The following is a 12,696-nucleotide window of genomic DNA, read 5'->3' as shown; positions in this document are numbered from 1 at the left end:
CGCGTCATACCAGCTTGCCTACGTTCTTTTCGAGCAGCGCCCATGCTTCGGCGCCATACCTGGCCTTCCAGTCGCTGTAGAAGCTCGTCTTGCGCAGCGCGTTGCGGAACGCGTCGTGATCGACGTCGACGACCGTGACGCCCTTGGCCGTCAGGTCGGCGCGCAGCGACGTGTTCAGGCGCGCGATGTCCGCGCGCTGCAGCAGCGCCGCGCGCTCGAACTCGCGGGTGACGATCGCGCGCATGTCGGCGGGCAGGCGCTCCCACGCGCGGCGGTTGCCGAGAATCCAGTACGCGTCCCACACGTGCGACGTCAGGCTGATCGACTTCTGCACCTCGTACAGCTTCGCGGTCGCGATGATCGGCAGCGGGTTCTCCTGACCTTCGACGACGCCCGTCTGCAGTGCGGAATACAGCTCGTTGAAGTTGATCGGCGCGGGGCCCGCGTCGAGCGCCTTGAACATCGACGTCAGCATCGGCGCCTGCGGCACGCGGATCTTGAAGCCCTTCAGGTCTTCCGGCTTGCGGATCACGCGCGTCGACGAACTGACCTGGCGGAAGCCGTTGTCCCACGGCCGCGACACGGACACGATGCCCGACTTCTCGATCTGCGCGCGCACGTACGCGCCGAGATCGCCGTCCATCGCGCGCCACACCGTGTCGTAGTTCTGGAACGCGAAACCCGTGTTGACGATGCCGGCGGCGGGCGTCAGCGTCGCGAGGATCGACGACGCCTGGTTGAAGAACTCGACGCCGCCGCTTCGCACCTGCGACAGCAGGTCGGTGTCGGAGCCGAGCTGGTTCTGCGGAAACAGCTTGATGTCGAGCCGCCCGCCGGTCGCTTCGCGGATGCGGTTCAGCGCTTCCTGCGCGCGCACGTTCACCGGATGCGTCGGGTCCTGGCCGGTCGCGAGCTTGTAGTTGAATTCGGCCGCGAACGCGCGCCGCGTCGACACGCCCCAGAGCGGCACCGCCGCGGCTGCCGCTGCGCCCGCCTTCAGGAACGTGCGCCGGTCGATGCCTTTGGCTGCTTTCGAATCGATCGTCATGATGTCTTCCTCCAATGTGGTTTCGTTATCGTGTCGTCCGAGGCAACGCGCTCTGCGGCGTGTTTGCCGGGCGGCGCACCGTGTCGGCGCGCGCTGGCGGCGGCGCCCGCGCTGCCCGCGCGGGGCCCCGCGGCTCGGCTCGTCAGCCGTGGATCAGCATCCCGCCGTTGACGTCGATCACCGCGCCCGTCAGGTACGACGAGATGTCGGACGACAGGAACAGGAACGCGCCCGCGACATCGTCCGGCACGCCGAGGCGGCCGATCGGAATGCCCGCGAGGATGTCGCCGCGCTTGTCGTCGGGGATCTTGCCGGCGTTGATGTCGGTCTGGATCAGGCCCGGCGTCACGCAGTTCACGCGGATGCCGGCCGGGCCGAGCTCGCGCGCCATCGCCTTCGCGAGGCCGAGCACGCCGGCCTTCGCGGCCGAGTAGTGCGGCCCGCCGAGGATGCCGCCGCCGCGCTGCGCGGACACCGACGACATGCACGCGATCGCGCCCGAGCGCTGCTTCTTCATCTGCGGCACGATCGCCTGCGACAGATACAGCACGCCGCGCAGGTTCACGTCGAGGATCCGGTCCCAGCTTTGCGGGTCGATGTCGAGCAGCTGCGCGGGCTGCGTGATGCCCGCGTTGTTGATCAGCACGTCGATCTGACTGAAATCGGCGACGATCTGCCCGGCCGCCTGTGTGCACGCTTCGCGATTCGTCACGTCGCATGCATAACCGCGATGCTCGGGCCCGATCGACGCGGCCGCATCGCGCGCGGCGGACGCATCGAGATCGAGGATCGCGACACGCGCGCCGTGCTTCGCGAACATCCGGGCGGTGGCCATGCCGATGCCGCGCGGGGATGCGGCGCCGGAAATGACGGCGACCTTGCCGTGGAGAAGACGGGATTCTGACATGATGGGTTCTCCTGATGATGGTTGATTCATGTTGGTGTCGGGGTCGGGCGGCCGGTGCTCAGCCGAGCCAGCCCCTGATCGTGTCGCACATCGCCTGCGTGGAAATGCCGTAGCGGTCGTGCAGCGTCGGCAGCGCGCCGGCGTCGAGGAACGCGTCGGGCAGCGCGATCTGCCGGAACTGCGGCGTGACGCCGGCCGTGAGCAGCGCGGTGGCGACCGCCTCGCCGAGCCCGCCGATCGCCGAATGGTTTTGCGCGACGACGACGAGGCGTCCGCTGCGCTTCGCTTCGCGCAGGATCGTCGCGGTGTCGAGCGGCTTGATGGTCGGCACGTGCAGCACGCCGACGTCGACGCGGTCCGCCGCGAGCGCCTTCGCCGTTTCGAGCGCGCGCATCGTCAGGATGCCGGACGAGATGATCAGCACGTCCGCGCCGTCGCGCAGCAGCTTCGCCTTGCCGAGTTCGAAGCGGTAGTCGTATTCGTCGAGCACGACCGGCACGTTGCCGCGCAACAGGCGTGCGTACACGGGGCCGCGATGCGCGGCGATCGCGGGCACCATCTGCTCGATGTCGAGCGCGTCGCACGGGTCGATCACCGTCATGTTCGGCATCGCACGCATCAGCGCGAGATCCTCGGTGGCCTGATGGCTCGGCCCGTAGCCGGTCGTGAGGCCGGGCAGCGCGGCGACGATCTTCACGTCGAGGTTGTCCTCGGCGATCGCCTGGTGCATGAAGTCGTACGCACGCCGCGTCGCGAATACCGCGTAGGTCGTCACGAACGGCTGCGCGCCTTCGTGCGCGATGCCGGCCGCCGCGCCCATCAGCAGCTGCTCGGCCATGCCCATCTGGTAATAGCGTTCGGGGAACGCCTTCGCGAAGATGTGCAGGTCCGTGTACTTGCCGAGGTCGGCCGTCATGCCGACGACGTCGGGGCGCTCGCGCGCGAGTTCGACGAGCGCGTGGCCGAACGGCGCTGCGCGGGTCGCCTGCCCTTCGGCCGCGATCGACGCGATCATCGCCGAGGTCTTCAGGCGCGGTTTGGATGCGGTCGTGGTGCTCATGCGTGTCTCCCTGCATCCAGCGCGTCGAGGGCAAGCTGCCATTCGTGCGCGTCGACGCGGATGAAGTGGTTTTTCTCGCGGGCTTCGAGGAACGGGACGCCACAGCCCATCTTCGTGTCGCAGACGATGATCCGCGGCTGCGCGCGCGGATGACTGCGCGCGGCGTCGAACGCGGCGGCGACCGCGTCGATGTCGTTGCCGTCGACGCGCTGCGTGTACCAGCCGAACGCTTCGAGCTTCTCGACGAGCGGCTCGAACGCCATCACCTGCGTCGACGGGCCGTCCGCCTGCTGGTTGTTGACGTCGACGATCGCGATCAGGTTGTCGAGCTTCCAGTGGCTTGCGGAGAGCATCGCTTCCCACACCGCGCCTTCGTCGAGCTCGCCGTCGGAGAACAGCGTGTAGACGAACGCGTCCGAGCCCTTGCGCTTCAGGCCGAGGCAGCGGCCGACCGCGATGGTCAGGCCCTGGCCGAGCGAGCCGCCGGACATTTCCATGCCGGGCGTGTAGCTCGCCATTCCGGACATCGGCAGGCGGCTGTCGTCGCTGCCGTAGGTCTCGAGCTCCTCCGGCGGCAGCACGCCGGCTTCGAACAGCGCCGCGTACAGCGCGATCGCATAGTGGCCGTTCGACAGCAGGAAGCGGTCGCGTCCTTCCCATTCGGGGTCGTCGGGCCGGTAGCGCATTGCGTGGAAGTAGGCGACGGCGAGCACGTCGGCGATGTCGAGGGCCTGGCCGATATAGCCCTGCCCCTGCACCTCGCCCATCCGCAACGCGTTGCGGCGGATGCGGTAGGCGCGTTCTGCGAGATGGGCGGCGTGCCCGGCTTCGCGCGTATTCAAGCGAGTCTCCTTGCTGCGGCGCACCGTCGAACGGCGCGGCCGTCATGGGTTCGATCCGGTCGGCCGCTGCGTCGGGGCTGCGGCCGTCGTCTGCCGCGGGTCGGGATAAACCCTCGTTTCGGGTGTGCGGCAGGTATGAAACAGCGTATCGGCTTGAATGGGCGCGCTCAAACGAATTAAATAGGCCGACAGTTGAATTGAATTCATCCGGATCTTGCAATGCACAATCGAGTCACGCTCAAGTCCATACAAGCGTTCGAGGCGGCCGCGCGGCTGTCGTCGTTCGCGCTTGCAGCAGAAGAACTGTTCGTGACGCCGTCCGCGATCAGCCATCAGATCAAGCTGCTCGAGGAGCAGCTGGACGTGCGGCTGTTCCATCGCGTGCATCGCGCGGTGATCCTGACCGATGCGGGCCGTCAATACGCAGAGGAAATCGCCGCGGCGTTCGCGCGCATCGACACGGCGACGCGCAACATCGGCCGCACGACGAAAAGCGACATCCTGACCGTGCATTCGACGCCGAGCTTCGCGACGCAATGGCTGATGTCGCGGCTCGCGCGCTTCAGCGCGCTGAACCCGGATATCGACGTGCGGCTGAACGCGTCGGCCGACCATTGCGACCTGACGACCGAAGCGGTCGACATCGATATCCGCTACGGCGCGCGCAAGCTGCAGCCGGCGGGCACGATGGTGCTCGAGCTGCCGGCCGAGACGATCGTGCCGCTGTGCTCGCCGGCGCTGATGGAAGGCGAGCATCCGATCCGTACGACGGCCGATCTGCAGCATCACGTGCTGATTCACAGCGAAGGTTGTCTCGTCGGCTGGCGCGACTGGATGCGCCAGCATCGCAAGGTGCGGCTCGACATCACGCGCGGCCCGCGCTTCGACCGGTCGTTCATGGCGATCAGCGCGGCGGCGGACGGGATGGGCGTGTGCCTCGAAAGCCTGCTGCTCGTGCAGCGCGAGCTGGAGACGGGGCGGCTCGTCGCGCCGCTCGGGATGGACGGGCTGCGGATCAACGGCTACACGCTCAACCTGCTGAAATCGCGTGCCGACCTGCCGAAGCTGAAGAGCTTTCAGGACTGGCTGTTCGTGGAACTCGACACGTGAGGCGGCGGGCGCGATCGCGGCGGTCGGGTATCGCGGCCGCGCGCCCGGCATCGCCGGGCTGCGTTTCGCGTGCTGGTAAGATGGCCCGCAATTCCATCCCGCCCGCGCCATGAGCTCCGCACCGACCAAGCCCGCGAACCCGAAGAACGCCGCGAAGGCCACCACCCGCGCCACGGGCGACAAGCCGAAGGCGCGCATCCCGCAGCGCCTGACCTACGTGATCGGCGGCCTCGACCGGCTGCTGCGCCGCCATATGACCGACGCGCTCGCGCCGCTCGGCATCACGCTCGCGCAATACACGGCGCTGTCGGTGCTCGAGGCGCGCGGCGCGTCGTCGAACGCGCAACTGGCCGAACGCTCGTTCATCACGCCGCAATCGGCGAACGAGGTGATGAGCGCGATGGCAGCGCGCGGCTTCGTCACGCGCGAAGCCGACCCGTCGCACGGGCGCATCATCCTGCTGACGCTGACCGACGAAGGCGCGGCGATGCTGCGCGAATGCGAAGCCGTGCTGCGTCCGCTCGAAACGCGCATGCTCGGCGATTTCTCTGCCGACGACGCCGCGCACGTGCAGCGCGCGCTCGAACTGTTCGCACGCAACCTGCGCGGCTGACCCGTTCCCGACCCTTCCCGACGCGGGCCCGTCCGGCCCGCGTCCGCTTCACGTCCCTGTCGCCGGTCGCCTGACCGTTCCCTGATTCTGTCGTTTTCCCCGCCTTCCGATCCGGGTTTACACCGGCGCTCGTGCTGCTTGCAATATCAGGTAGCCTGATATTAAATGAAGCCGTCCGCAGCAGGAATGCTGCGCACCGAATCGCACAGGAACGAACGACAGGAACAGACATGAGCAAGTACGACAACCGCTGGCAGACCGTTGAAGTGAACGTGGAGGCCGGCATCGCGTGGGTGACGCTGAACCGTCCGGACAAGCGCAATGCAATGAGCCCGACGCTGAACCGGGAGATGCTGCAGGTCCTCGACGCGGTCGAGTTCGACGATGAAGCGAAGGTGCTGGTGCTGACCGGCGCGGGCGCCGCGTGGACGGCCGGCATGGATCTGAAGGAATATTTCCGCGAGATCGACGGCGGTTCCGACGCGCTGCAGGAAAAGGTGCGGCGCGACGCATCGGAATGGCAGTGGCGCCGCCTGCGGATGTACAACAAGCCGACGATCGCGATGGTGAACGGCTGGTGCTTCGGCGGCGGGTTCTCGCCGCTCGTCGCGTGCGACCTCGCGATCGCGGCGGACGAAGCCGTGTTCGGGCTGTCGGAGATCAACTGGGGCATCCCGCCGGGCAATCTCGTCAGCAAGGCGATGGCGGATACGGTCGGGCATCGCCGCGCGCTGCACTACATCATGACCGGCGACACGTTCACCGGCGTCGAAGCGGCGGAAATGGGCCTCGTGAACAGCAGCGTGCCGCTGGCCGGGCTGCGCGACGCGACGATCGCGCTGGCCGCGCGGCTGACGGACAAGAACCCGGTCGTGCTGCGCGCGGCGAAACACGGCTTCAAGCGTTCGCGCGAGCTCACGTGGGAACAGTGCGAGGATTACCTGTATGCGAAGCTCGACCAGGCGCAGTTGCGCGATCCGGAGCGCGGTCGCGAGCAGGGGCTGAAGCAGTTCCTCGACGACAAGTCGATCAAGCCGGGCCTCCAGGCATACAAGCGCTGATACAAGCGCCGACGCAACCGAAAGAGACAGGCAAGGCAGGAGACGACATGACCGACAGACGGATGCTGATCGCCGGCGAGTGGTGCACCGCCCGTGACGGGCGAAGCTTCGACCGATTCAACCCCGCGACGGGCGCACTTGCGTCGCGTGCGCCGGCGGCCGGCGTCGCCGACGCCGACGCGGCGATCGACGCCGCGCACCGCGCATTTCCCGCGTGGGCCGCGCTCGCGCCGACCGAGCGCCGCCGGCTGCTGCTGAAGGCGGCCGACCTGATGGATGCGCGCATCGACGCGTTCGTTGCAACCGGTGTCGCCGAAACCGGTGCGACGCCCGGCTGGATCGGCTTCAACGTGACGCTCGCGGCGAACATGCTGCGCGAGGCCGCGTCGATGACGACGCAGATCGCCGGCGACGTGATCCCGTCCGACGTGCCGGGCAATCTCGCGCTCGCGATGCGCGTGCCGTGCGGCGTCGTGCTCGGCATCGCGCCGTGGAACGCGCCGGTGATCCTCGGCACGCGCGCGCTGGCGATGCCGCTCGCGTGCGGCAACACGGTCGTGCTGAAGGCCTCGGAAGCGTGCCCCGGCGTGCACGCGCTGATCGGCGCGGTGCTGGACGAAGCGGGGCTCGGCGCGGGCGTCGTCAACGTGATCACGCACGCGGCGGCCGATGCGCCCGAACTCGTCGAGCGGCTGATCGCGCATCCGCACGTGAAGCGGATCAACTTCACCGGGTCGACGCATGTCGGGCGCATCATCGCGCGCCATGCGGCCGCACACCTGAAACCCGTGCTGCTCGAACTCGGCGGCAAGGCACCGGTGCTCGTGCTCGACGATGCCGATCTCGATGCAGCCGTCGACGCGATCGCGTTCGGCGCGTTCTTCAACCAGGGGCAGATCTGCATGTCGACCGAGCGCGTGATCGCTGCGCGGCCGATCGCCGATGCACTCGTCGAGCGTCTCGCCGCGAAGGCGCGCACGCTGGTCGCCGGCGATCCGCTGGCCGGCCATCCGCTCGGCACGATGGTCGATGCGGCGGCCGCCGCGCGTGCCGCGTCGCTCGTCGAGGATGCGCGTGCGCACGGCGCGCGTTTGCCGCTCGGCTGCCGGATCGACGGCGCGACAATGCAGCCGGCGATCGTCGACGGCGTCACGCGCGACATGCGGCTCTATCGCGAGGAGTCGTTCGCGCCGGTCGTCGCGATCCTGCGTGCGGACAGCGACGACGAAGCGGTCGCGCTCGCGAACGACAGCGAGTTCGGGCTGTCGGCGAGCGTGTTCAGCCGCGACGTTGCGCGCGCGATGGCGGTCGCGCGGCGGATCGAATCGGGAATCTGCCACATCAACGGGCCGACCGTGCACGACGAGGCGCAGATGCCGTTCGGCGGAACGAAGGCGAGCGGCTACGGCCGCTTCGGCAGCCGCGCGTCGATCGCCGAATTCACCGAGCTGCGCTGGATCACCGTGCAGACCACGCCGCGTCACTACCCGATATGAGCGAGCCGACGATGAATGGTGCGACGCCCGCCAGCGGGCCGGTGAACGACACGGGCGGCGTGCGCTATCGCGCGGCGGCCGTCGCGGTAGGCGCGGCCGAGATCCGTCGCGCGGAAAACGGCGCGTGGTACCTGCGCTCGCGCGAACCGCTCGACGACTACCCGACGCGCCTGACCGACTGCCTCGTGCGCGGCGCGCAAGCGCATCCCGACCGCGTGCTGGCCGCGCGGCGCGGCGCCGACGGCCGCTGGATCGAGATCACCTATGCGCAGATGCTCGAACGCGCTCGCGCGCTCGGCCAGGGCCTCGTCGATCTCGGACTGTCGGTCGAGCGTCCGCTCGCGGTGCTGTCCGGCAACGATCTCGAGCATCTGCAGCTGATGTTCGCGGCGATGCTGGCCGGCGTGCCGTATGCGCCGATCTCGCCCGCGTATTCGCTGGTGTCGACCGACTACGGCAAGCTGCGTCACACGCTCGGCGTGCTGCGGCCGGGCGCGGTGTTCGTCGCCGAACGCGCGCCGTTCGCGCGTGCGCTCGACGCGACGTTGCCGGCCGATGCGGCGCTGATCGTCGCGCACGACGCCGACGCCGACGCCGATGGCGGCGCGGAGGGTCGCGTGGTGCCGCTGTCACGCCTGCTCGCCACCGTACCGCGCACGATCGACGCGATCCATGCGGCGATCGGCCCCGATCATCTCGCGAAGATCCTGTTCACGTCCGGTTCGACGAAGCAGCCGAAGGCCGTGCCGACCACGCACCGGATGCTGTGCAGCAACCAGCAGATGCTGCGCCAGACGATGCCCGAACTGACGCGCGAGCCGCCGGTGCTGGTCGACTGGCTGCCGTGGAATCACACGTTCGGCGGCAGCCACAACCTCGGCATCGCGCTGTACAACGGCGGCACGCTGTACATCGACGACGGCCGTCCGGTGCCGGGTCGCTTCGACGAAACCGTGCGCAACCTGCGCGAGATCGCGCCGACGATCTACTTCAACGTGCCGAAGGGCTGGGAAGAGCTGACCGCCGCGCTCGAACGCGATGCCGTGCTGCGCGACACGTTCTTCTCGCGCGTGAAGCTGTATTTCTTCGGCGGCGCGGGCCTGTCGCAGGCCGCGTGGGACCGGCTCGATCGCGTGACCGACGCGCATTGCGGCGAGCGCATCCGGATCATGGCCGGCCTCGGGATGACGGAGGCGTCGCCGTCGTGCCTGTTCACGACCGGGCCGCTGATGCGCGCCGGCTATATCGGGCTGCCCGCGCCCGGCTGCGACGCGAAGCTCGTGCCGTGCGGCGGCAAGCTCGAACTGCGCTTCAAGGGGCCGAACGTGATGCGCGGCTACTGGCACGCGGACGTCGATCCGCGCGACGTGTTCGACGACGAAGGCTATTACCGCAGCGGCGACGCGGGGGTCTTCGCCGATCCGCAGCGGCCGGAACTCGGGCTGCTGTTCGACGGCCGGCTGACCGAGGATTTCAAGCTGAGCAGCGGCACCTTCGTCAGCGTCGGGCCGTTGCGCGCGAACGCGGTGTCGAGCGGTGCGCCGTATGTGCAGGACGTGGTCGTCACCGGGATCAATCGCGACGACATCGGGCTGCTGGTGTTTCCGCGCGTCGACGCGTGCCGCGCGCTGGCGGGGCTTGCAGCCGATGCATCGGTCTCCGACGTGCTGCGCGCGCCGGCCGTGCGCGCGGCGTTCGCAGCGTGGCTTGCCGCGCTGAACCGGCATGCGAGCGGCGGGTCGACGTTCGTCGCGCGCATCCGGCTGATCGACTCGCCGCCGTCGCTCGATCTCGGCGAAGTGACCGACAAGGGATCGCTGAACCAGGCGGCCGTGCAGCAGCATCGCGCGGCGACGATCGACGCGCTGTACGACCCGGCGCGGCGCGATCCCGACGTGCTTTACGCGTAAGCAGAAGCAAACCGAAGTACGCAGACGCAAGCAGGCATCACGACCGGCCGGCCACGATACCGGCAGGCATTCTTGCGGCCCGTTAATCAGGCTGCCTGATAAAGGCGGCCGTTCGGACGACACGTCGCGCGCCGCTTCGCCACTGGCCGGCGACGGCGCGCGGCGGCCGTTGCAGGGCCGACCGACTACAAGACAGGAGACAGGATGAACACTTACGTTGCCGAAAAACCCGCGGTCGCGACCACGCTCGCGCTGTGTTTCGCGATCGCCCTCCTCGAAGGGCTCGACCTGCAGTCGGTCGGCGTCGCCGCGCCGCGCATGGCGCGCGAATTCGGGCTGAGCGTGTCGCAGATGGGCATCGCGTTCAGCGCGGGCACCTTCGGGCTGCTGCCGGGCGCGATGCTCGGCGGGCGGCTTGCCGACCGGATCGGACGCAAGCGCGTGCTGATCGCGTCGGCCGTGCTGTTCGGTCTGCTGTCGATCGCCACCGCGCAGGTGTCGACTTTCGCGATGCTGGTCGTCGTGCGCGTGCTGACCGGCATCGGCCTCGGCGGCGCGATGCCGAACCTGATCGCGCTGTCGTCCGAAGCGGTCGAGCCGCGCTCGCGCAGCAGCGCGGTGGCCACGATGTACTGCGGCATCCCGTTCGGCGGCGTGATCGCGTCGCTGATCGGCGTGCTGCTCGCCGGCGACACCGAATGGCGGCACATCTTCTACGTCGGCGGCGTGGGGCCGCTGCTGCTGGTGCCGCTGCTGGCGTTGTTCCTGCCGGAATCGCGCGCGTATCTCGACGTCGCCGGCACGCCGGCCGCGCGCACCAGCGTCGCGCGCACGCTGTTCGGCGACGGCCGCACGACGTCGACGGTCGCGCTGTGGATCAGCTACTTCTGCACGCTGATCGTCCTCTACTTCCTGCTGAACTGGCTGCCGTCGCTGATGGCCTCGCGCGGGCTCGATCGCGAGCACGTCGGCCTCGTGCAGATCGCGTTCAACGTCGGCGCGGGGCTCGGCGCGCTCGGCATCGGCGCGGCACTCGACCGGATGCGCGCGTCGCGCGTGGTCGGCGGCATGTATGTCGGGATCGTGCTGTCGCTCGCCGCGCTCGCGGCGGCGCCCGGCTTCGCGTCGCTCGCGGCCGCCGCATTCGCGGCCGGGATGTTCGTGGTCGGCGGGCAGTCGGTGCTGTATGCGCTCGCGGCGATCTATTACCCGACCGCGATGCGCGGCACGGGCGTCGGCGCGGCGGTGGCCGTCGGCCGGCTCGGTTCCGTCGTCGGGCCGCTCGCGGCCGCGACGCTGCTGGCCGCCGGTCGCAGCGCGCCCGTCGTGATCGGCGCGAGCATTCCGGTCACGCTCGTCGCGGCCGTCGCCGCGCTGGTGCTGATTCGCCGCCCGCAAGCCGGTGACTGACGTTTCGTTTTTTCAATGCGCGCCGTCAGAGCGCGCGATTCAACAAGGTCTGGAGACGCAACGATATGAAGACGAAGACAAGGAACGGCCTGCTGGCCGCCGGCGCGTGCTGCGCGCTGGCCGCGACGAGCGCGCACGCGCAATCGAGCGTGACGCTGTACGGGATCATCGACACCGGCGTCGAATTCGTGTCGCACGCGAACGCGGCCGGCGATCACGTGGTGCGGATGCCGGGCGTGACCGGCGAGATGCCGTCGCGCTGGGGCCTGCGCGGCAGCGAGGATCTCGGCGGCGGCTACCAGGCCGTGTTCGTGCTCGAAAGTGGCTTCAACGTGCGCGGCGGCGATCTCGGGCAGGGCGGGCGGCTGTTCGGGCGACAGGCGTTCGTCGGGTTGAAGGGCGGCTTCGGCACGCTCGCGTTCGGTCGCCAGTACACGATGACCTACCTCGCGCTGCAGGGCGCGGACATCATCGGCCCCGACATCTACGGGCTCGGCTCGTTCGACGCGTACGTGCCGAACGGCCGCGCCGACAACGCGGTGACCTACCTCGGCACGTATCGCGGCGTGACGCTCGGCGCCGCCTATTCGTTCGGCCGCGACGGCGCCGGCACCGGCAACTCGCCGGGGCAGGGCACGTGCGCGGGGCAGGTGCCGGGCCACGCGGTCGAATGCCGCAACTGGTCGGCGATGCTCAAGTACGACAGCGCGTATTTCGGCGCGGCGGCGTCGTACGAGGAGCAGCGCGGCGGCACCGGCGCGGCCGCGAACTTCTTCGACGGCGTCGCGCCGGTCGCCTTCACGAGCAGCGCGGGCAAGGACGCGCGCGTGCACGTGAGCGCGTATGCGCAGGCGGCGGGCGCACGGATCGGCGCGGGCTGGATCGGGCGGCGCGTGTCGACCGGTTCGCCGGCCGCGCCCGGCGCACATTCCGACCTGTTCTTCGTCGGCGCGTCGTATGCGGTGAAGCCGGACTTCATCGTCGACGGCGAAGGCTACCGGATCGTCAACAGCGCGCACGACACGCGCGCGACGATGGCGACGCTGCGCGCGACCTACCTGCTGACGAAGCGCACGTCGGTCTACGCGCAAAGCTCGTATCTGTGGAACAGCGCGCATGCGCGCTACGCGGTCAGCGGCGGCGGCCCCGGCACGACGCCCGGTGCGGGGATGGGGCAGCTCGGCGCGATGGTCGGCGTCAAGCACTTGTTCTGATCCGGCAACTTGACGGACGGGAGAT

11 protein-coding genes are annotated in these 12,696 nt (G+C 69.2%); 7 read left to right on the top strand and 4 right to left on the bottom strand.

Going from position 1 to position 12,696, the window contains the following annotated elements; all coding sequences use genetic code 11:
• Positions 1-4: 4 nt before the first annotated feature.
• The 4 genes from LXM88_RS29710 to LXM88_RS29695 all read right to left on the bottom strand — a co-directional run bounded on the left by LXM88_RS29710 (position 5) and on the right by LXM88_RS29695 (position 3,857).
• Positions 5-1,048: a TRAP transporter substrate-binding protein gene (locus LXM88_RS29710; protein WP_262542909.1), complete on the bottom strand. Its 1,044-nt coding sequence runs from the start codon at positions 1,046-1,048 to the stop codon at positions 5-7.
• A gap of 142 nt (positions 1,049-1,190) precedes the next feature.
• Positions 1,191-1,955 (bottom strand): SDR family NAD(P)-dependent oxidoreductase, encoded by a 765-nt coding sequence (locus LXM88_RS29705; RefSeq protein WP_262542907.1) that lies wholly within the window; start codon positions 1,953-1,955, stop codon positions 1,191-1,193.
• 58 nt (positions 1,956-2,013) lie between these two features.
• Complete coding sequence (locus LXM88_RS29700; RefSeq protein ID WP_262542906.1) at positions 2,014-3,015, bottom strand: transketolase family protein; 1,002 nt, start codon at positions 3,013-3,015, stop codon at positions 2,014-2,016.
• Positions 3,012-3,857, bottom strand: coding sequence for a transketolase (locus LXM88_RS29695; RefSeq protein ID WP_262542905.1), 846 nt, complete (start codon positions 3,855-3,857; stop codon positions 3,012-3,014). Before LXM88_RS29695 ends, LXM88_RS29700 begins: the two co-directional genes overlap by 4 nt.
• 219 nt (positions 3,858-4,076) lie before the next feature.
• Here LXM88_RS29695 and gcvA point away from each other — a divergent pair, with 219 nt between their 5' ends.
• The 7 genes from gcvA to LXM88_RS29660 all read left to right on the top strand — a co-directional run bounded on the left by gcvA (position 4,077) and on the right by LXM88_RS29660 (position 12,671).
• On the top strand, positions 4,077-4,967 hold the full coding sequence (gene gcvA, locus LXM88_RS29690) for a transcriptional regulator GcvA (protein WP_262542904.1): 891 nt from the start codon (positions 4,077-4,079) through the stop codon (positions 4,965-4,967).
• A 109-nt stretch (positions 4,968-5,076) separates the two neighbouring features.
• The gene (locus LXM88_RS29685; RefSeq protein WP_262542903.1) at positions 5,077-5,580 is read left to right on the top strand and encodes a MarR family winged helix-turn-helix transcriptional regulator; all 504 of its coding nucleotides are present in this window, start codon (positions 5,077-5,079) and stop codon (positions 5,578-5,580) included.
• Positions 5,581-5,810: 230 nt separating this feature from the next.
• Positions 5,811-6,641: a p-hydroxycinnamoyl CoA hydratase/lyase gene (locus tag LXM88_RS29680; protein WP_262542902.1), complete on the top strand. Its 831-nt coding sequence runs from the start codon at positions 5,811-5,813 to the stop codon at positions 6,639-6,641.
• Positions 6,642-6,688: 47 nt separating this feature from the next.
• Positions 6,689-8,137 carry an aldehyde dehydrogenase gene (locus LXM88_RS29675; RefSeq protein ID WP_262542901.1) on the top strand — a complete coding sequence of 483 codons (1,449 nt, stop codon included), beginning with the start codon at positions 6,689-6,691 and terminating at the stop codon, positions 8,135-8,137.
• Positions 8,134-10,047, top strand: coding sequence for a feruloyl-CoA synthase (locus LXM88_RS29670; RefSeq protein WP_262542900.1), 1,914 nt, complete (start codon positions 8,134-8,136; stop codon positions 10,045-10,047). The genes LXM88_RS29675 and LXM88_RS29670 overlap by 4 nt, the downstream gene beginning before the upstream one ends.
• 204 nt (positions 10,048-10,251) lie before the next feature.
• A complete protein-coding gene (gene mhpT, locus LXM88_RS29665) occupies positions 10,252-11,457 on the top strand; it encodes a 3-(3-hydroxy-phenyl)propionate transporter MhpT (RefSeq protein WP_262542899.1) in 1,206 nt (401 codons plus the stop codon).
• Positions 11,458-11,522: 65 nt separating this feature from the next.
• Complete coding sequence (locus LXM88_RS29660) at positions 11,523-12,671, top strand: porin (protein ID WP_262542898.1); 1,149 nt, start codon at positions 11,523-11,525, stop codon at positions 12,669-12,671.
• Positions 12,672-12,696 lie beyond the last annotated feature (25 nt).

It is taken from the genome of Burkholderia sp. S-53 (genome assembly GCF_025560745.1).
Lineage (GTDB): Bacteria > Pseudomonadota > Gammaproteobacteria > Burkholderiales > Burkholderiaceae > Burkholderia > Burkholderia pyrrocinia.
Note: the sequence above shows the minus strand (reverse complement) of the source record. Positions and strands in the feature narration are given on the sequence as shown.

Bases quoted from the DNA above. Each gene is read 5' to 3' on its own strand.
- LXM88_RS29710 (WP_262542909.1), bottom strand. From the start codon at position 1,048: ATGACGATCGATTCGAAAGCAGCCAAAGGCATCGACCGGCGCACGTTC.
- LXM88_RS29705 (WP_262542907.1), bottom strand. From the start codon at position 1,955: ATGTCAGAATCCCGTCTTCTCCACGGCAAGGTCGCCGTCATTTCCGGC.
- LXM88_RS29700 (WP_262542906.1), bottom strand. From the start codon at position 3,015: ATGAGCACCACGACCGCATCCAAACCGCGCCTGAAGACCTCGGCGATG.
- gcvA (WP_262542904.1), top strand. From the start codon at position 4,077: ATGCACAATCGAGTCACGCTCAAGTCCATACAAGCGTTCGAGGCGGCC.
- LXM88_RS29685 (WP_262542903.1), top strand. From the start codon at position 5,077: ATGAGCTCCGCACCGACCAAGCCCGCGAACCCGAAGAACGCCGCGAAG.
- LXM88_RS29680 (WP_262542902.1), top strand. From the start codon at position 5,811: ATGAGCAAGTACGACAACCGCTGGCAGACCGTTGAAGTGAACGTGGAG.
- LXM88_RS29675 (WP_262542901.1), top strand. From the start codon at position 6,689: ATGACCGACAGACGGATGCTGATCGCCGGCGAGTGGTGCACCGCCCGT.
- LXM88_RS29670 (WP_262542900.1), top strand. From the start codon at position 8,134: ATGAGCGAGCCGACGATGAATGGTGCGACGCCCGCCAGCGGGCCGGTG.
- mhpT (WP_262542899.1), top strand. From the start codon at position 10,252: ATGAACACTTACGTTGCCGAAAAACCCGCGGTCGCGACCACGCTCGCG.
- LXM88_RS29660 (WP_262542898.1), top strand. From the start codon at position 11,523: ATGAAGACGAAGACAAGGAACGGCCTGCTGGCCGCCGGCGCGTGCTGC.